Here is a 19,591-nt window from a genome sequence, read left to right as displayed (position 1 = left end):
CAATACTGGTAACGAAAAAATAATCTATCACCAAAATATTAATATAAAAAATTTAAAGTTATGAACACTAAAAATTAAGGCAGTCGTTCGGGGGGATGTTTACTCTTTGTTTGCGGAACTCAATCTTAACGGAATCAGCCCGGAAATTCTAGTCAATGATGCCGGACAGTGCGTCCACGGAAAGTTTGAAGAGACAGATATCCACAGGGAAATTGATATTATAAATCTTAACATTGTTTCGGTTATTATTTTAACGAAATTATTTGTAAAAGACCGGCTGATCAAAGCTGGCGGAAAAATTCTTAACCTTTCTTCCATCGCCAGCAAGTCACCCGGACCATGGCATTCCGTCTATCACGGCACAAAAGCTTTTGTCCAGTCCTGGTCAGAAGCGATCCGTGAAGAGTTAAAGGATTCCGGAATTTCTGTTATGGCACTTTTGCCGGGTCCTACAGATACAGATTTTTTCAACAAGGCCAATATGAACAGAAGCAAGATAATGGAAGATCCAGAGAATCTGGCAAATCCTGCTGATGTGGCAAAGGATGGCTATCATGCCATGATGAATGGCGAAGATAAAGTAGTATCGGGACTTAACAATAAGTTTACAGTTGCAATGGCTAACATGACAACGGATAGTATGGTAGTCTACAGAATGTCAGAAATGCAGAAACCCGTTAACGAAAAATAATAAAGTATGACGAAGGAAAATTTTTTACAATTAAAGGACAAATCGGTGCTGATCTCTGGTGCAGATAGCGGCATCGGAAAAGCAGTAGCCCTACTTTTTGCAAAAGAGGGTGCTAATATTGCGATTATCTACCACAGTGATGACAACGAAGCAGAAAAAACCAAATCGCAAATCGAAGAATTAGGAAGAAAAGTGCTCTTGTTTTCCGGAGATGTTAATGATTCTCAATTTTGTAAAGAATCCGTAGATAAAACCATATCCAAATTTGGAAAACTGGATATTCTGATTAATAATGCGGGGATACAGTTTCCGGCAGACGATATTATGGAACTGAAAGAAGAAAATATCAGGACCACTTTCAATGCCAATATTATCGGGATGATTCTACTTACGCAGGCTGCATTCCCAAATCTTAAAAAAGGGGACTGTATTATCAATACAACTTCTGCAACTGCATATCAGGGTCATGAGCAGCTTCTGGATTATTCAGCAACGAAAGGTGCTATCGTGACGTTTACCAGGTCATTGGCTTTACAGTCAAAGCCGAAAGGGATTCGGGTGAATGCAGTCGCGCCCGGTCCGGTTGCCACACCTCTCACCAAGGAAACCTTTGGCGAAGAAGAGGAAGATCCAAACAAGCCACCGCTGGAAAGAAATGCAACACCTGAAGAAGTTGCTGCAAGCTTCCTGTTTCTGGCAACCAAAGCTTCTTCGCAGATCACAGGACAGGTGCTTCATCCGAATGGTGGCTTGATCGTGAATGGTTAATTAAATGATTTTAAAATATGAATGGGGTTATTTTGCAGTTTTTTCATTGGTATCATCCGGGAAAACTATGGAATGAGTTTATTGATAAAGCAGACTATTTAAAAAGCTTGGGCTTCACTTCGATCTGGTTTCCGCCGGCTGTAAAATGTGCATCGGGATATGATGGTCGTGGCTATGATGTGTACGATCTTTATGATCTGGGAGAATTTAATCAGAAAGGCGGAATCCCAACCCGTTACGGCACAAAGCAAGACTATCTCAAAGCAATAGAAAAAGCCCATGAACTGGGAATGGAAGTCTACGCAGATGTGGTGTTGAATCATCGCATGGGCGCGGATGAACAGGAAACAGTTACTGTTCATAAAGTCAATGAATATAACAGAAACCAAGTGATCAGTGATCAGTTTCAGGCAGATGCCATGACCCGATTCACATTTCCAGGCAGAGATGGGAAATATTCTCAGTTTATATGGGATCATCAATGTTTCAGCGGGATTGATAAAATACAAACAGGTGATGGCGAGCAGAACGGCATATTCAAAATTCATAATGAATATGGAACCGAATGGAATCAGCATGTCAGTCACCAGTTCGGCAACTACGACTATCTGATGGGCGCTGATGTAGAGTTCAGGAATCCTTTTGTGGTAGACGAGCTCAAAAGGTGGATCAGATGGTACATTGATACCACAAACGTAGACGGGCTCAGACTGGACGCACTCAAACATATCTCAACTGATTTTCTGAAAGAATGGATCGATTATATCAAACAAGAAATTGATAGTGGTTTTTTTCTGGTTGGCGAGTTTTGGAAAGATAATGTGGATAAGATCTCAGGATTTTCCGAGAAAATGGATCACAGGATTTGCTCTTTTGATGTGCCGCTGCATTTTAATTTTTTCAGGGCATCACAGGAAAAGGAGCATTATAATCTTAGCGAAATCCTGAACGGAACTTTCCTGAACTGCAATCCGGAATGTTCGGTTTCATTTGTCGGGAATCACGACACCCAAAAGCTCCAGGCTTTGGAGTCAACCGTGGAAGATTGGTTCAGACCGATTGCCTATGCCATTATTTTATTATCAGAAAATGCCTATCCGTGCGTGTTCTATCCAGACCTTTTCGGGGTGGAATATGTCGATAAAAATATTGATGGTGAAGATCAGAAGATCATAATGCCTAAAGTAGAAATTCTGCCTGATCTCATGAAAGCCCGTCAGGAGTTTGCCTATGGTGAGCAGATCAATTATTTCGATCATCCCAATTGTATCGCCTGGATCAGAAAAGGCGACGAGACCCATAGAGGTTGCGTAGTCTTGATCTCTAACAGCGAAGAAGGATACAAAGACATGCATCTTGGAAAAGAGAATGCTTTCGCAACATTTATTGATTTGCTGGGCTTTCGCAAAGAAACGATCAGGTTAGATGAAAGCGGTAAAGGAACTTTTTGGGTAAACCCCGCTTCAGTAAGTGTATGGATTAAAAATTAATGATTAAAATAATAAGCTATGAACAGAGACGGTATAAGAAAAAGTATCTGGCAGGAGGAGATTAGATCTTTTCCCGATGCCTTCAGGTTTGAAACTGAATATGATGTTGCTGTTGTTGGCGGCGGTATCACGGGAGTATCGACCGCTTATGAACTTCAAAAATCCGGAAAAAAATGCATTCTCATAGAAGCTGCAAACGTCGGATTCGGAACCACAGGCGGAACCACGGCACATATCAATAATTTTCTGGACACAACTTATTCCGAGGCCATCAGTAAGTTTGGGCTGGATGATGCTAAGCTTCTTTTTGAATCTGCAGAGGATGCCATCGGAATTATCGAAAAAAATATCAGTGAGAACCATATCAGCTGTGATTTTGAGAAGAGGACGGGGCAATTGTTTGCTCTGGATGAAAAGGAGGCAAAAGAGCTGGATGACATACTGGAAGCTGCCGGCAAGGTCGGTTGTGAAATGAATCTGATCCACCAGATTTCGTTTCCGATTCCATTTATAAAGGCTGTTGAGATACCTGGCCAGGCACAGTTTCATCCCATAAAATATATCGATGCATTGTGCCGCAGCTTTCTTAGTTTGGGCGGGACGGTGGTGGAGAATTGTTTCTGTGAAAGCCATTCTGAAAAGGATGGAGATATAACAATTACCACTTCAAAAGGCATTATCAAAGCAAAAAACCTGGTGTATGCGACGCATATTCCACCCGGGATCAGTATGCTTCATTTTACCAATGCGCCTTACAGAAGTTATGCGATGGCCTTCACCCTGAAGGATGGAAACTACCCGGAAGTGTTGGGCTATGACCTCATGGATCCTTACCATTATTACCGGGTACAGGAGATGAATGGCGAAAAACTGTTGATTGCCGGAGGCGAAGATCATAAAACCGGACATTCCGAAGATACAGGAGCCTGCTTTTCAAATCTCGAGAACTATATCCGCCGGTATTTCGATGTGGATGTCGTGAGATACAGCTGGTCCAGCCAGTATTATGAACCTGTGGACAGTCTGCCTTACATCGGCAAATTGCCGGGAACATTCCGCGTTTTCACAGCCACAGGTTTCAGGGGAAACGGGATGATTTTCGGAACCTTGTCTTCCAGGATTATTTCCGAGCTGATTCTTACGGGCAACAGTAAATACTTCAGGCTTTTCAGTCCGTCAAGAATAACGCCGATTGCAGGCTTCACAGAATTTGTAAAAGAAAATATCACTGTTGCAACCGATTTCATTAAAGATAAATTATTTGTGGAAAGAATTTCCTCTTTAGCAGAGATCAGTGAGGGCGAAGGAAAAGTTGTAAAGTACGAAGGCGAATCCTATGCCGTCTATAAAGAAAAAGGTGGTGGCATGCACTTGCTGAAAAGCGCCTGTCCGCATGCTAAATGCGATGTGCGCTGGAACAGTGCAGAGATCTCCTGGGATTGCCCTTGCCATGGCTCTCGTTTCAGCGTCAACGGTAAAGTTCTGACTGCCCCTTCGGTCACTAATCTGACAAAAATAAGAGAAAAGGATATTTGATTTTAATACAGTTATGAGATCTAAGCATAATTTCTTTTACAGGAACAGCCTGAGTATAGTTTTGATTTTGCTGATGTTTATTTTTTGGGCCGGCCAGTTCTTAACAGGCTGGAGTACCGAGAATAAAGAGCTTGATGAAGAGGGGCATGCGGCAATGAGCTTTTGGCAATACGCTCAGAGCGGGCATTTCATACAGGCAACTTTTGAAAACTGGGAAAGTGAGTTCCTCCAAATGATGCTGTATATCCTGCTGACGGTCTCACTGAGGCAAAAAGGTTCCAGCGAATCCAAATCCCTGGAAGGCAAAGAAGAGGTGGACAAAGAGCCGGAATCACACACCCGCGCGCCATGGCCTGTGAAAAAAGGAGGGATTTGGCTGCGCATCTACAAACATTCTCTTTCGCTTGCTTTTGGGATCTTGTTTTTAATCAGCTTTTTACTGCATTTTTATGGTAGCTATAAAGAATATAATACGCAACAGATTGTAAAACATAAATCAACTATCAGTGCATCGGATTATCTTTTGGAGTCCAGATTCTGGTTCGAATCCTTTCAGAACTGGCAAAGCGAATTTTTGGCTGTAGCATCCATTGTTCTCCTGTCGGTATGGCTGAGAGAAAAAGGCTCACCCGAATCCAAGCCTGTGGATATGCCCCACGACGAAACGCCGTAATGGCCTAGTCGGACCTTAATTTTTCGTTTATTTTCAGAAGTTGTTTTAAAATGATTTCAAGTGCGTTATGTTTAAAAATAAAGTAATTTAATTGCGAATAAAATCAATTTAAATAATTTTAATTGATTTATTTTGGCTTGATACTTGTAATAATTATTGTATTCGTATTAATTAACATTAAATCATAAAAAATTATGGCAACTACAAAATCATCTACGGCTGCAAAACCAAAGACAGCAGCTAAAAGCACAACTGCAACCAAGAAAACACCGGCAAAAAAAGATGCTGCCAAGGATCTTAATGATCTGTTCGAAGATAGCCTGAAGGACATCTACTGGGCAGAAAAAGCATTGGTGAAAGCCCTGCCGAAAATGATGAAGAACGCAACCAACGAAAAGCTGAAAACAGCTATTGATAAACACCTTGCTGAAACAGAAAACCATGTTACACGCCTGGAAGAATGCTTCAAAGCATTAGGCAAAAAAGCACAGGCTAAAAAATGCGATGCCATGCAGGGCCTGCTGGATGAAGGTAATAGCATCATCGAAGAGACAGAACCTGGAACTGTGAGGGATGCAGGAATTATTGCAGCGGCACAGAAAGTAGAGCATTATGAGATCGCAACCTACGGAACGCTTGCGGCATATGCCAAGATCCTGCAGGAATCTGATGTTCTGAAAATTCTTCTTAAAACGCTTGAGGAAGAAAAAAAATGCGACGAGCTGCTGAGCAGTCTTGCCGACATCAACCTTAACTCAAAAGCAGTGAAGGCAAAATAAATATAACATCTGTAATTTATCCTAATCATTAATTTTATCATTTATGGAAGTTCAGGAACTCAGACTTTATAATCTTCTTCAATATGAAAATGATATTGTTCCCGTAGTAGGGCTCAATCTGGAAAAGGATGCAAATCTTTCGCTGGTTCAGATTCAGAAGGGAACAAATAAAATCCCGATTGATTCCCAGCAGTTGAAGCCTGTCAGACTAACCAGCGAATGGCTGTCAAAATTCGGATTCAAGGAAAGTTACCGTTCAGATTCCAGGATCCGGTACGACATGCCGGAGTTTGGTAAATACGATTTTGATCTTTCCAAGGATAAGATTCTTGAGGGTTTTTTATACTTCGGAAACTATATCAGATGTCATTATATCCACCAGCTTCAGAATCTTCATTTTGTGCTGACGGGAAAAGAACTGAAAATAAAGAGCAATTAATTGCTCTTTTTTCGTGATTATGACTCAGGTCATAATTCTTTGGTCTGTGTTATTATAAATTTGAAAAAGCCTGTAAAAAGGATATTTAAGAATTATAAAGATAATAATGAATATGAAAGCGAAACCGATTCCGGGAATTCCTTATCAGGTGAAAGGTGCATACCACGATACGGAAAGCAGGAAATATTTTTCCTCTTCGGAAGTGGCTGCGCAGAATTTTGAGATACTGAAAGAACGTTTCTTCTCCATCAACCGCTGGAAGGATTATTGTGGAGGATGGTCGGCAGATTTCAAACTCTTCGACAGTACCGGCTCTTTTGTGGACAGAATGCCGAAAGTTGGTGATTTCGTCCGGATCGATATTCCCGGGCCGGGTGATCTACAGGCCAAAGGGTTTGACTGGGTAGAGATTGTGAAAATAGATCATCAGACTTATGAAAACGGACTAGAAAGATACCTGATAATGTGCAGGCCGTCAAAGATCCCTGATAGTAAAAGCAATCACATTGCCCATTTTTTTTCACGGAAATCTTCGTCTTCCTTTGTAATATGCAAAGGCGCTGACTGGATCAAAGCCGGCGTCTATGGACGAAATGAGATCCCTAATTTTTCCAAAACGGACTTCTTTGGTAAGATCAGGAATTTTATAGTTTTTATCGGCGGCTCATTGAGGTTGACTAAGATACAGTGGAAAAGCATGACGGACGGACTGATAGATTACTGAAAGTTGTGCTGTTAAAAGTAATAATGTTATGACAAGATTTTTCTTTCCCTTTATACTTTTCTGCAGTTTTTGCTTTGGTCAGGATCATGGGCATCTGCTGCGCTATTCTGATTTTTATAAGCAGGATATTGAGACTTTCAGGAAGTTCATGTCTGTAGAGCCTGCTGTGAGCCGGTCACCTTTAGGGATTCAGCAGATGGTGTATGAGCTGGAGGATCATAATGTGGGAATAGAAGAGCACCACACCAATGATGGAAGGATAGGAGAAATCTATGTTTTTCAGACTACAGAAAACCCGCAACATGCATTTTCCAGATGGAAAAAACACATTGATCTGATGGAAAAGGATAATTCTTTAACTTTTGTAAAGGGGATTTTTGAGGACAGCTCCAGGAAGATCGATAATCTGGGATCACAGGAACTCATGTCCCTGCTGGGATCAGGCCATTCGGATGGACATGTCAGTTATGGCATGAGATTCCGGAAAGACGATGTTTTTCATTCGCTGTTTGTTATAAAGGGTAACCTGGTTTTTACAGTGGATGAAAAAAACTACTGACCTGTTATATTGAATTTAGAGTAATTTTAAATATTTGATTTTTGCAGGAACAGGAGAATTTTCTCCTGTTTTTTTTAATTTTCTTTTATATTGTCAAGGATGCCCTTGAACTCGTGGCTGGCATCTTTTATTTTTTTCAGCTGTTCCGTTACGATTTCCTTGCTGTCTTTGTCCAGATCTCCGGTGTCGAGAGCTTCCTGATAGGTCTGAATAGCAGCATTTTCCCCGAAGAGTACATTCTCCAGCGTATAGGTTTCCATGCCGTCCACCAGGAAAGAATTTTTGATGTCGATCCATGCCCTGTGCAGCGTTCCGGACAGGGATGTGGAATCATCCGGCGTTCCGCCGCGTTCCGTTATCAGGTTGATAAGTTCATTTTTCATCACCTTGGTCTGGGAAGTCATGTGTTCATAATTATCCTGCAGGTCATGGTTCTTTTCCCAGATCTTTCCTTCGACTTTTTCAAATCCTTCCATTCTGTCGTTTACAATGTTCAGCAGATCATTCAGCACTGCGATTGTTTTTTTATTTTCCATTTTTATATCTATTATTTAGAGGAAAACTTGCAATAATAGTGCCTCTCCGGAGAATTGTATAGTTGTGAGCAAAATATAACTGATGAATGGGCGGTAGTATCCCGACCAGCTTATTTCTTAACCGCGCCAAAAACTTTTTCAAGAACCGAAGTTGTTCTTAGTGCGGGGTTATTCCGGATCCCTGTTTCTTTTTCAGCTACCATTTTGAAAACACCATTAATGGTTTCTGTAGTCACATATTCATTCAGGTCGGTGGTTACGGCTTGTCCTGTCAAAGAGTTGTATCTGGAAATGATATTCTTCCAGACTGTATCTGCGCCCACTTTCCCGAGAGACGCCTGCACCTTCGGCTGGAAGGCCGTGAAAAGCTGCGTCTGGGTCTTGCTCTGCAGATAGTTTGTTGCAGCCGTATTGTTTCCTAAAAGAATGTTTTTTGCATCCGTTATCGTCATAGATGTTATGGCGTTGGCAAAGATCGGCGCAGCTTCCGTTACGGCATCTTCTGCTGCTCTGTTCAGCAATTTTACACCCTGGTCTGCCAGGCTGCCCATTCCCAGGCTTCTGAGTGTAGCGTCGATTTTTCTTAATTTTTCCGGCATCAGGATCTTTACCAGGTCATTTTTATAAAATCCGTCGGTTACGCCCAGTTTTTGAACCCCTTCTTTTACACCAAGATTCAGGGCTTCTTTTAAACCTGATGAGATCTGGGTAGAGGTCAGGTTGCCAAGGTTGATGCCGGAGCTGGCTGCTGTGTTTGGGCTTGTATCCGTATTGTTGGAAGCCTTTGTATAGGTTTTTTCTTTGCTGAGGTCAACGCCTGTTTTATCTTTTACGGCATTTTTCAGGGCATCAAAAATCTGTGCCTGTGCAGAGATTGACATCAGCAATCCGGCAGCAATTAAATAATTTTTTCTCATTAGATATTTTTATAAAACTTAGATGATAAGATCATACGGATGTTAAAAATGGCGTGATATTAACTCTGCTCCTGATTTCTCAGGATCACATCATACAGATCCTGCCTTCTGTCGGTCATTGTTTTCACAGCACCGTTGTAATGAAGTTCTTTCAGCAGGTTCAGATCCACATCCACAATAATCGTCATTTCCGTGTTTGGTGTGGCTTCACCCTTTATGGCATTGGAAGGAAAAGCAAAATCAGAGGGCGTGAAAACCGTGGCCTGCCCGTACTGGATGTCCATATTATTAACACCCGGAAGATTCCCCACACAGCCTGCGATGGCGACATAACATTCATTCTCAATCGCTCTTGCTGCGGCGCAATGGCGCACCCTGGTGTAGGCATTTTGGGTATCGGTGAGATAAGGGACGAAGAGAATCTTCATTCCCTGGTCTGCCAGCAATCTCGGTAATTCCGGAAACTCGACATCATAACAGATAATCACCCCGATTTTTCCACAATCTGTATCAAAGACCTTGATCTCATCGCCACCCGTCATTCCGTAATATTTCTTCTCGTTGGGTGTGATGTGTACTTTTCTGTATTCATCGATTTTCCCGTCTCTGTGGAGCAGATAGCTGACATTGTAGAGCTTTCCTTCTTCCAGGATCGGCATGCTTCCGGAGATGATATTGACATTATAACTGACAGCAAATTCAGAGATTTTTTCTTTGATTTCTTCCGTCAGTTCAGAGAGCTTTTCCATAGATTCCCGTTCGTTCAGATGGTTGAAAGGGGCCAGCAGAGGCGTGTTGAACAGCTCAGGAAATAAGCAGAAGTCTGACTGGTAACCAGCTACCGCATCTACGAAAAACTCCACCTGCTTGTAGAAGTCCTCAATGTCTTTCAAAGGCCGCATCTGCCATTGCACCAGACCAAGACGAATCACACTGTCCTGCATGGTGTTTTTCTTGGCGGTGTAGTAGATATTGTTCCACTGCAGGAGAACCGCGTATTCTTTGGACTCAGAGTCGCCTTTCAGATAGCCTTTCAGGATTTTGACCGGCGAAAAATTATTTCCGATCTGGAAACTCAGTACAGGGTCATAGATTTCCTTATTCCTCACTTTGGTGATATACTCCCGGGGTGTCAGTTCCTTACTGTAAAGATGGTAATTCGGGATCCTGCCGCCAATGATGATGGATTTCAGATTCAGTATTTCACACAGTTCTTTCCTCGCATCATACAATCTTCTTCCCAGTCTCAGTGCCCTGAATTCCGGATCCACGAAGACCTCGATGCCATACAGCACATTCCCGACGTTGCTGTGCGTATTGAAAGACTCGTTTCCGGTAATTTCCTGATAGGTATGCTGGTCGCCGTACAACTCGTACTGGACAATGATCGATAATGCAGCGGCAGCCAGTTTTCCGTCGACCAGAATGCAGATCTGACCTTCTGAAAAGATGGACGTCAGCTTCTGGATATTCCGCTTGCTCCAGACATTATCGTCGATATCGGGATAGGCTTTCTGCATCGCTTCTGCCAGTTCGTCATAATCATCAATGTTCAGTTTTCTGATTTCTACCTGCATAGTTTATATTTTTTAATTGTTAACCACAAATCAAAGATTCGACATAGTCAAAAGTCACAAAAGAAGGGCTTTGAATTTTTTGAATTTCTCATATTAAAGCCAATATAAGCTTTGTTACTTTTATAATATTGATTCAGTCCAAAGCTTTTGTGACTTTTGTGGTTTCATTGATATTTTTTAATTAATAAATCCTTCAGCAGCTTCATTCCTTCTGTTGCCGAAGTTTTGAAATGGTTTTCATTGTTCGTGAAAGCATTTGGATTTTCCATATCCGGATCGATGACAAATATCTCACAATGCATAGGGACGTACCGGATGACCGACGCTGCAGGATAGACCTGCATGGATGTGCCGATAACCAGAAACAAATCTGCCTGCGAAGCCATATCAATCGCTTTATCCATCTCGGGAACCATCTCGCCAAACCAGACGATGTGCGGGCGGAGTTGTGAACCGTCCGGGTGCAAATCTCCAACTTTGATATCGTCAATATAATCAACGATCTCGCTGTTTTCTCTGATTGATTTTGCCTTGGTAAGCTCCCCATGAAGATGAGTGATTTTGGCAGAGCCGCCACGTTCGTGGAGGTCGTCCACGTTCTGTGTGATGATATGGACATCGAAAAAATCCTCCAATTCTGCAAGCAATTTGTGCGCCGTATTGGGTTCTACCTCTTTCAGCTGCCGTCTTCTCGCATTATAAAAATCCAGAACCAACTGTGGATTTCTGGCAAAACCCTCGGGCGAAGCCACATCTTCGATCCGGTGATTTTCCCAGAGTCCATTGTAATCCCGGAATGTTTTGATGCCGCTTTCTGCAGAGATGCCTGCCCCGGAGAGTACGACGAGTTTCTTTTTCATAGTGCTGTTGTTTTCTCAAAGTTAAATATTTTGCGCGGATGACTTGTTTCCCCGATATTGATTTTTGATCAAAACATTTATAAATTTCAAAAATTGATATCAGATTGAAATCAGAAAATGAAGGGATTTTGTTAGGGTTTCTTCGGGTCTCATTCGGCAATCCTTCGGATCCTCTTCGGAAAAAGAATGTTTTTTCCGAACAAGACCCGAAGGAGACCCGAAGCTGATCCGAAGGATTGTATAAAAACTGGATCAGCACCGACCACTTTTGATCATCAATGACCACCAGTTCTTAGTTTGAAAAATTGATAACGTATCTTAATTATGATTAGAGAATCTGTTTCAGGTATAATGAATTTTCTATAGCAGAAGTTCCCCAGGTATTGTTGAACAAAATATAGAAGTCTTTGTCCGTTTCTTTAATCTTATGGGCAAGATCGTCCAGGAATTCCTCAGAATAGGACGATTTATACAGTACAGGTTTCCCATGCAAACGGTAATACCCGATTTTGGAATTGGTAACCATGACATCTTCTGAAAGTTTGCCGGGAAAACTCACACCACAAAAAATCCACTGGTGTTTTCTGAATAGCTTATAGATCTCATCATTCCACCAGGAAGCATGGCGGAATTCCACGGCTAAAAGATAGTGGTCAGATAAAGTATCTGTCAGCCATTGGATGTTATCTTCCGTACAATGAAAAGATGCAGGAAACTGAATGAGAAATCCTGCCAGCTTCATCTCGATATTTTCATTTATATCATTGCAAAAATTTTCAAATTCCTCTTTTTTACTTTCCGAATAACCGGAATGGGAAATGATTTTCGGGATTTTGATGATGAATCTGAAATCATCCGGTGTTTCATCCTTCCATTTCTGGAGGGTTTTTGCAGTAGGCTTGCGGTAAAAAGTACTGTTGATCTCTACAGTGTTATAAGCCTTCGAGTATAAATTCAAAAAATCCTTATTCTGAGCATCGGCCGGATATAGTGAACCCTTCCAGTCGGTATTATAAAAACCGGAACAGCCGATATGATAATCTTTTTTAGTCGTCTTCATTTGATTTATTCATTAATTTCTATGCCAGTCTTCATCATATCAGCAGGTTGAAGTTATTATAAAACGGATATGATATTTATCATACCAAATTAGTATGAAATTAATTTGGATAGATCATTCTTTTCAAATTACTTTTGCACTGTGAACATCAATTGCTGTCATACTTATTAAGAAAGACCGAGGGAACTGACCCAGTGAAGTCTTGACAACCTGCCGCTTGGTAAGGTGTCACATTCAGCCTTTGAAGAAAGGAAAGATAAGTGGAAAAAGTTTTTATTAGTTGGACTAGATCGTTCCTTATATGGCTTCTTTCAGATTTATCTGGAAGAAGTTTTTTTTTGTTATAAACGTAAAATTTAAAAATATGGATTCTAAAATTATTATCAAACCGGGAAAAGTGCTGGTGCTTTCGGCAGCTGTCATTTTCTTTTCGGGTATTTCCCAGGCTCAGGCTCAGGAGACCAGACCTGTACGGGACACCGTTTCGAACAAAGAAATCGAAGAGGTGGTGCTGGTTGGTTCCAGAAGTGGCGGACGTTCCAGAGCAGACAGTCCGGTTCCTGTGGATGTTTTCAACCTGAAAGATATCCAGCAAAGTCTGCCACAGACGAATATCAATCAAATCCTTAATACGATTGCGCCTTCCTTCACATCCACGATTCAGACGAACGCTGATGGGTCGGATCACTCAGATCCTGCACAGTTGAGAGGCCTGGGACCAGATCAGACTTTGGTTCTGGTTAATGGAAAAAGGCGGCATAACTCGGCACTGGTGAATGTCAACGGTGCGCCGGGAAGAGGAACAGTCGGTACAGACCTGAACGCCATTCCGGCTTTTGCTCTTAGCAGAATCGAGGTTTTGAGAGACGGTGCTTCTGCGCAATATGGTTCTGATGCCATTGCCGGTGTGATGAATCTACAACTGAAGAGAGACACAGGAAAACTGACAGGACAGCTGAATTACGGAGGTTACCTCACGCCTGCGGCCAATGACCATAATGGGAATTACGACGGACAGCAGTATCAGTTGGACTTAAACTATGGCAATAAAATCGGGACAAAAGGAGGGTTCTATAATTTAACCTGGTCTTCGCAATTCCGTGATCCAACGAGAAGAGCAGGAACAGAAAGCGGAAATATCTACAATGCCTATAATGCCATTGAAAAAAGAGCGGCGGAAAACGGGGTTAATTTGTCTTCTTATTTTAATAACATCAATCAACTGAAAGGCACGGCCGGTGAGCAGGACTTTGTAAATCTGATCCATCAGTATGCACAAGGCGTGAATTACTTTGATTCCGCTTTTCAGTCAAGTATCCAAAATGCGTCAACCATTACGGCTTTGCAAAGTTTATTGGGGGCAAATGTCAGTGATGACGAACTGGCGTACAGAGGCCAGACCAGAAAAGATTTCAATATGCAGGTGGGCCAGTCCAAACTCAGTAACCATCAGTTATTCCTGAATGCAGAAGTGCCTTTGAATGACGACTGGAAAGTTTACACATTCGGAGGTTATTCGGTCAGAGACGGGCAGTCCGGCGGATTCTACAGGAGACCCAGAGAAGCCAGAACCTTCACAGGACTCCATATTGACGGTTATCTGCCGGAGATCCACACATTGATACAGGATGTGTCTTTAGCAGCCGGTGTGAAAGGCCAATGGGAGGGGTGGAATGTAGACTTCAGCAACACGTTCGGGCAAAACAGTTTTGATTATACGATTGAGAATACGGGAAATACCAGTTTGAGATTCAACTCTCCTAATTCTTTCAAAGCCGGAGGATTGCAGTTTTTGCAGAATACTGTCAACCTGGATTTCAGTAAAAAATTTGATTTATTACAAGGTGTGAATTTCGCTTTCGGGGCAGAGCAGCGTTACGAGAACTTTAAAGAAAATCCGGGCGAAGAAGCTTCTTACACCGCTTATGATGTAAACGGCAATATACGGACAGGGACTTCTGTTAACCCAACGGACTTTTTTGGGGCAACATTGCCGGGAGGTTCACAGGTTTTTTCAGGTTTCAGAGCTGAGAACCAAGTTAATAAAAGTAGAAACGCTTATGCGGTTTATGGTGATGTAGAGTTCAATTTTACCAATTGGTTTTTGGTAGATGCGGCGATCAGATATGAGAATTATTCGGATTTTGGTTCGACCTTCAATTATAAACTGGCATCAAGAATCAAATTGTCAGATGATCTTAATTTCAGATTTGCAGGTTCCACAGGTTTCCGCGCGCCGTCTATTCACCAGATTTATTATAACACAACATCTACATTGTTTACTACACTTCCGCCAACGCCAGAGAATCCAAACCCTCAGCCATCACTGGTAGAAGTTGGAACTTTCAGTAATGATTCTCCAATTGCAAAAGGTTTGGGAATTAATAAACTCAAGCAGGAGACCTCCAAATCCGTGAGTGCAGGATTCACTTATAAGATTCCATCGCTTAATCTGAATATTACGGCTGATGCTTATTTCATCAGAATCGATGACAGGATTGTTTTGACCGACCAATTTACAAAGTTTACTAATCCAGCGTCAGGTTCACCTCAAAGTTTGGTCAATGAAGAGTTTATCAAAGCAGATGTGAACGCAGCTCAGTTCTTTGCCAATTCCATCGATACGGAAACCAAAGGTCTGGATGTGGTCATCAGTCACAGTTACAGAACAGGTGCAATCAAATTAAACAATGACTTTGCCATTAATTTTAACAAGACCAGGAAAGTAGGCGACATTCACGCTTCTGATTTGTTGAAAAATGCAGGATTAGAGAATACATATTTTGGAGAAAGGTCACGAGTGTATCTGGAAGATGCTGTTCCAAAAGTGAAAGCGAGTTTGTCAAATAATGTTAATTGGAATAATTTCAATTTCTATTTGAGAAATACTTATTTCGGCAAAGTTTATGGTGCGGATAGTATCAACGGAAATCCGTTTGAGCATCAATTGATAACGGATAAAATCATCACAGATCTATCGATTGGTTATGACATCAGCAAAAATTTCAATCTGACAATTGGCGCCAATAATTTATTTGATATTTATCCAACCAAAAACGTGACAGCATCCACGAATAATGACCAGTTCATCTATTCCCGTTCAACATCCCAGTTCGGACAAAACGGACGGTATGTGTTCAGCAGGCTGACGGTTTCTTTTTAATCAGACGATTTTAAGGTTTTTATATTTGTTTTGAGACGGCATCAGGAGTTTTCCTCGGTGCCGTTTTTGTTTAACATAAAGGCACAAAGGGTAATTATAAAAGCAATAATTTAAGCACAAAGCATTCATTTATTAAAACAAAAAAACATTCCTGTTTTCCTTGTGCCTTAAAGCATAATCTAAAACGAATATATCTTCGTGCGTTTGTGTTAAACTAAACATCTAATTTAGCATTATTCAATCTCAAAGAATTCAGGATCACGGAAACAGAACTGAAACTCATCGCCGCGGCTGCAATCATCGGACTCAGCAGAATCCCGAAGAAAGGGTAGAGCAATCCTGCAGCTAACGGAATTCCCAAGACGTTATAAATAAATGCAAAGAATAAGTTCTCCTTGATATTCTTCAGAAGTTTCTCGCTCAGTATTTTAGCTTTTGCAACACCAAGGATGTCGCCTCTCAGTAAGGTAATTTCAGCACTTTCTATGGCAACGTCTGTTCCTGTCCCCATTGCGATGCCGATGTTGGCTTGTGCTAACGCAGGCGCATCATTGATGCCGTCGCCGGTCATTGCTACAATTTTTCCTTCAGACTGAAGTTTTTTGATTTCGTTCATCTTGTCCTCGGGAAGGCAACTGGCTTTGAAGTTTTTGATTCCGAGTTCTGTGGCGACTGCTTTTGCCGTATGTTCGTTGTCGCCGGTCATCATGATCACTTCGATGTTTCGGGAATGGAGATAATCGATGGCTTGTTTGGATGTCGATTTGATCTGATCTGAAAAACTGAGGAATCCAATCACTTTACCAGCTTTTGCGAGGTAAGAAATGGTCTTCGCCATCGCTTGACTTTGAATAACTTTTTGTTTTAATGAATCAGGAATGCTGATGTTGAAATGTTTCAGTAAAGTTTCGTTCCCCAGTTCTATTTCTTCCTGATTAATAATTCCTCTCACACCTTTTCCTGAAATATTCTCAAAGCTTTTGACATTCTCAAACTGTAGGCTTTCAATTCTGAACTGATTCAAAACGGCATTGGATAAAGGATGTTCAGAATTTTGGTTTAATGAACCGGCGAGTTTTAAGATTTCATTTCTATCAATGTTTTCTAATGATTCAATATGGTCAAGACTTGGTTTTCCTTGGGTCAACGTTCCTGTTTTATCGGTTATCAGCACATTGATTTTGTGCATTTCTTCCAGCGCTTCTGCGTTCTTGATTAATATTCCGTTCTGCGCACCTTTCCCGATTCCGACCATCAGACTCATTGGAGTTGCTAAGCCGAGTGCGCACGGACAAGCGACAATTAAAACGGCCACAGCATTCACAAAAGCATAGATCAACTTATTCTCACCTCCGAAAATAAACCACAAAATAAATGTCAGCACCGAAATCGCAATGACCGCCGGAACAAAAATCTTTGCCATTTTATCTGCTAATTTCTGAATTGGTGCTTTGCTTCGGCTGGCTTCGTTGACCAGTTTGATAATTTGAGAAAGCAGAGTTTCATCGCCGACCTTTTCAGTTGCCATCAGGAAACTTCCATTGCCGTTGATTGTTCCGGAACTAACTCTGTCACCGGATTTTTTCTCTACAGGAATTGGTTCTCCTGTAATCATCGATTCATCGATATTAGAGTTTCCTTCGATGATTCTACCGTCAACCGGGATTTTTTCTCCGGGTTTTACTCTTAAGATATCATTGATTTTTACTTCTGCAAGTGATACTTTTTTCTCATTGCCTTCAACGATCAAATTTGCTGTATCAGGCGATAGATTCATCAACGCTTCAATGGCTTTTCCGGTTTTCTGATGCGCTCTGGCTTCCATCATTTGTCCCATTATCACCAGGGTCAGAATCACACAAACGGATTCGTAGTAGAGTGGAGTCTTTCCGCCGTGAGACAACTCGTGGGGTAAAATATCAGAAACAAATAAGGCTGTTAAGCTAAAAATCATTGCTGAAGCAACGCCCAAAGCAATCAACGAAAACATATTGAGATTCCACGTTTTGAAGGAAATCCAGCCACGTTTCATCACAAACCAACCGGCATAAAACAGAACGGGCAAGGTGAGAATCAATTCCAAAATCCCCTGGATTTGAAGGGAAAAAGGCCAATGGATGAACATCCCGCCCATTGATAAAATGAAAACAGGAACTGTAAATCCTAAGGCTGTCCAGAACTTTCTCTGTAAAGTTTGGTAGGTTTTGTCTTCGTGCTTTTCGCCTTTTATGGGAATCATCACCAGATCCATTCCGCAGACGGGACAACCGACATTGGAATCATAAACCTTGTCGCCTTCGCAGAACATCGGACAATAATATTTTCCCTGGTTGTCGGTTGATAGTTGATGGCTGATGGTTTTATGATTTCCTTGATGGCTATCAATTGTCAACTGTGAACGATCAACCAACTCCTGTGTGATCTCTTCCAGGTGCATATGACAAACCGGACAACCGGAATCTGATGCATAAGTTTTATCGCCTTCACAAAACATCGGACAAAAATAATCTCCGATTTTGTCTTTGAAACCACCGGGAAGATTGGTTTTTGAGTAGGTTTGTGGCTTGTTTCTGTGGTCTTCACGTTCTTCTATCGGCACAAGGAACATATTACAAACCGGACATCTGCCTTGCTGGAAATAGAGTTTTTCGCCTTCGCATTCCATCGGACAATAATAGACTGAGCTTGGAGAAGTACGTTGGTTTGGATGAAGTTTGTCGGGATTATGATGATGTTTTTCCATTTTTGTAGAATTGATTTACAAATTTCTGAAAAATAGATACCAATCCGTTATAAATAAATGGAAAGATGTTATAGACTGATTTGAGTGGATAATTCCTGAATCTTCTGTTTTAATTCTTGATAGATTTTTTCTGTAAAAGGTGTTGCTATCCCGAGTTCATTGGCATACTGAATAATTGAACCTGCGAATAATGTGAGTTCGCTATTTTGCTTTTTTAGGTTAATATCGAGCTGCAGAGAAGTCGGAGTTTCTGGTGGAAAAGTAGATGCTTTTTCGAATGTCTTTCCAATGATATTATAGGGCAAATCGATTTGTTTTTTGTCAGCGATCATTTTTAATTCCAGCATTATCTGAGTTGCTTCCTGTTTCTGAATGGTATCGTTGCAGACTGTTCCGATGGATGAGTTGTATTTTGCCGTTACCAATCCGAAACTGGCTACAAAAAAGAACTTGGTCCAGATATCTGCAAAAGAATTCTCTTTAAAGTCAGAATCAATTCCGCTGTCTTTTATCAATTGAACAATCCAATCTATATCTTCAGTAAGATTAGCAGGATCTTTACCGAATATCAGCTTGCCGGCTTTGCCTTTGTGTTCCACGACTCCTTTTTGCTTGATATGAGAGGCAACATAAACACAGGCTGGCAAAATTGTATTTTCCCGAATGATCTTTCTGATCCTGTCATAGATGTCTACACCATTCATTAACGGAAGAAGGATTGTTTTTGGGGAAATCGTCTTTTTCAGGTTTAGGCAAACATGTTCCAGATCATATTCTTTTACGCAGATCAAAATCAGATCAGGAGTACTGATTTCTGAGATAGTCTGAACAATCTGACCAGGTTTTGTAATACTGTCCTGGTGTTCCGGAGAAAGTAAAGTTAAGCCGTTTTCTCTGACAACATCATAGGTCTGACCTCTGGCAACAAAGGTAATATCAAACTGATTTTGTTTGTCATTAAACTGATTGATTTTAAAACCGAAATAACCGCCAACACCTCCCAATCCAATGATTGCTATATTTTTCTTTTCCATTAATTAGTATTGTAATTTCAGGCAAATTTGGGGAAAATAGAG

The 19,591-nt window shown here is 41.3% G+C and carries 17 protein-coding genes and 1 riboswitch; of the genes, 10 read left to right on the top strand and 7 right to left on the bottom strand.

Features of this window, described 5'->3' with window-relative positions; translation table 11 throughout:
- Nucleotides 1–106: 106 nt before the first annotated feature.
- The 9 genes from BUA97_RS02460 (at nt 107) to BUA97_RS02420 (ending at nt 7,659) form a co-directional block, all read left to right on the top strand.
- The gene (locus BUA97_RS02460; protein WP_245795791.1) at nt 107–691 is read left to right on the top strand and encodes an SDR family NAD(P)-dependent oxidoreductase; all 585 of its coding nucleotides are present in this window, start codon (nt 107–109) and stop codon (nt 689–691) included.
- A gap of 6 nt (nt 692–697) precedes the next feature.
- Complete coding sequence (locus BUA97_RS02455) at nt 698–1,459, top strand: SDR family oxidoreductase (RefSeq protein ID WP_072996270.1); 762 nt, start codon at nt 698–700, stop codon at nt 1,457–1,459.
- 17 nt (nt 1,460–1,476) lie between these two features.
- Entirely contained in the window at nt 1,477–2,949 is a 1,473-nt protein-coding gene (locus BUA97_RS02450; RefSeq protein WP_072996269.1) for an alpha-amylase, read from the top strand.
- Between the two features lie 18 nt (nt 2,950–2,967).
- Entirely contained in the window at nt 2,968–4,485 is a 1,518-nt protein-coding gene (locus BUA97_RS02445; protein ID WP_072996268.1) for an FAD-dependent oxidoreductase, read from the top strand.
- A 13-nt stretch (nt 4,486–4,498) separates the two neighbouring features.
- On the top strand, nt 4,499–5,158 hold the full coding sequence (locus BUA97_RS02440; protein ID WP_072996267.1) for a DUF6766 family protein: 660 nt from the start codon (nt 4,499–4,501) through the stop codon (nt 5,156–5,158).
- Between the two features lie 194 nt (nt 5,159–5,352).
- Complete coding sequence (locus BUA97_RS02435) at nt 5,353–5,937, top strand: YciE/YciF ferroxidase family protein (protein WP_072996266.1); 585 nt, start codon at nt 5,353–5,355, stop codon at nt 5,935–5,937.
- A gap of 43 nt (nt 5,938–5,980) precedes the next feature.
- Nucleotides 5,981–6,376 carry a hypothetical protein gene (locus BUA97_RS02430; RefSeq protein WP_072996265.1) on the top strand — a complete coding sequence of 132 codons (396 nt, stop codon included), beginning with the start codon at nt 5,981–5,983 and terminating at the stop codon, nt 6,374–6,376.
- A 112-nt stretch (nt 6,377–6,488) separates the two neighbouring features.
- Entirely contained in the window at nt 6,489–7,100 is a 612-nt protein-coding gene (locus BUA97_RS02425) for a hypothetical protein (RefSeq protein WP_139258195.1), read from the top strand.
- Between the two features lie 28 nt (nt 7,101–7,128).
- Nucleotides 7,129–7,659: a hypothetical protein gene (locus BUA97_RS02420; RefSeq protein ID WP_139258194.1), complete on the top strand. Its 531-nt coding sequence runs from the start codon at nt 7,129–7,131 to the stop codon at nt 7,657–7,659.
- Between the two features lie 74 nt (nt 7,660–7,733).
- On the opposite strand, the gene BUA97_RS02415 is transcribed toward BUA97_RS02420, so the two are convergent.
- From BUA97_RS02415 to BUA97_RS02395, 5 genes are all read right to left on the bottom strand, one after another.
- Nucleotides 7,734–8,195, bottom strand: a complete 462-nt coding sequence (locus BUA97_RS02415; RefSeq protein WP_072996262.1) for a PA2169 family four-helix-bundle protein — start codon at nt 8,193–8,195, stop codon at nt 7,734–7,736.
- 110 nt (nt 8,196–8,305) lie between these two features.
- On the bottom strand, nt 8,306–9,112 hold the full coding sequence (locus BUA97_RS02410; RefSeq protein ID WP_072996261.1) for a DUF4197 domain-containing protein: 807 nt from the start codon (nt 9,110–9,112) through the stop codon (nt 8,306–8,308).
- A 59-nt stretch (nt 9,113–9,171) separates the two neighbouring features.
- Entirely contained in the window at nt 9,172–10,689 is a 1,518-nt protein-coding gene (locus tag BUA97_RS02405; RefSeq protein WP_072996260.1) for a carbon-nitrogen hydrolase family protein, read from the bottom strand.
- Between the two features lie 164 nt (nt 10,690–10,853).
- Nucleotides 10,854–11,549, bottom strand: a complete 696-nt coding sequence (locus tag BUA97_RS02400; RefSeq protein WP_072996259.1) for an SIR2 family NAD-dependent protein deacylase — start codon at nt 11,547–11,549, stop codon at nt 10,854–10,856.
- A 328-nt stretch (nt 11,550–11,877) separates the two neighbouring features.
- The gene (locus BUA97_RS02395) at nt 11,878–12,609 is read right to left on the bottom strand and encodes a DUF72 domain-containing protein (protein WP_072996258.1); all 732 of its coding nucleotides are present in this window, start codon (nt 12,607–12,609) and stop codon (nt 11,878–11,880) included.
- A 161-nt stretch (nt 12,610–12,770) separates the two neighbouring features.
- A riboswitch (SAM riboswitch) is annotated at nt 12,771–12,872 on the top strand.
- A gap of 101 nt (nt 12,873–12,973) precedes the next feature.
- On the opposite strand from BUA97_RS02395, the gene BUA97_RS02390 reads away from it, so the two are divergent.
- Nucleotides 12,974–15,772, top strand: a complete 2,799-nt coding sequence (locus tag BUA97_RS02390) for a TonB-dependent receptor plug domain-containing protein (RefSeq protein ID WP_072997182.1) — start codon at nt 12,974–12,976, stop codon at nt 15,770–15,772.
- A 214-nt stretch (nt 15,773–15,986) separates the two neighbouring features.
- On the opposite strand, the gene BUA97_RS02385 is transcribed toward BUA97_RS02390, so the two are convergent.
- Both BUA97_RS02385 and BUA97_RS02380 read right to left on the bottom strand, forming a co-directional pair.
- The gene (locus tag BUA97_RS02385; protein WP_072996257.1) at nt 15,987–18,515 is read right to left on the bottom strand and encodes a copper-transporting P-type ATPase; all 2,529 of its coding nucleotides are present in this window, start codon (nt 18,513–18,515) and stop codon (nt 15,987–15,989) included.
- Between the two features lie 68 nt (nt 18,516–18,583).
- Nucleotides 18,584–19,549: a ketopantoate reductase family protein gene (locus BUA97_RS02380; RefSeq protein WP_072996256.1), complete on the bottom strand. Its 966-nt coding sequence runs from the start codon at nt 19,547–19,549 to the stop codon at nt 18,584–18,586.
- Nucleotides 19,550–19,591: the final 42 nt, after the last annotated feature.

It is taken from the genome of Epilithonimonas mollis (genome assembly GCF_900142325.1).
GTDB classification, from domain to species: domain Bacteria; phylum Bacteroidota; class Bacteroidia; order Flavobacteriales; family Weeksellaceae; genus Epilithonimonas; species Epilithonimonas mollis.
The sequence above is the reverse complement of the archived record's forward strand: the minus strand, read 5'-3'. Positions and strand labels throughout refer to the sequence as shown.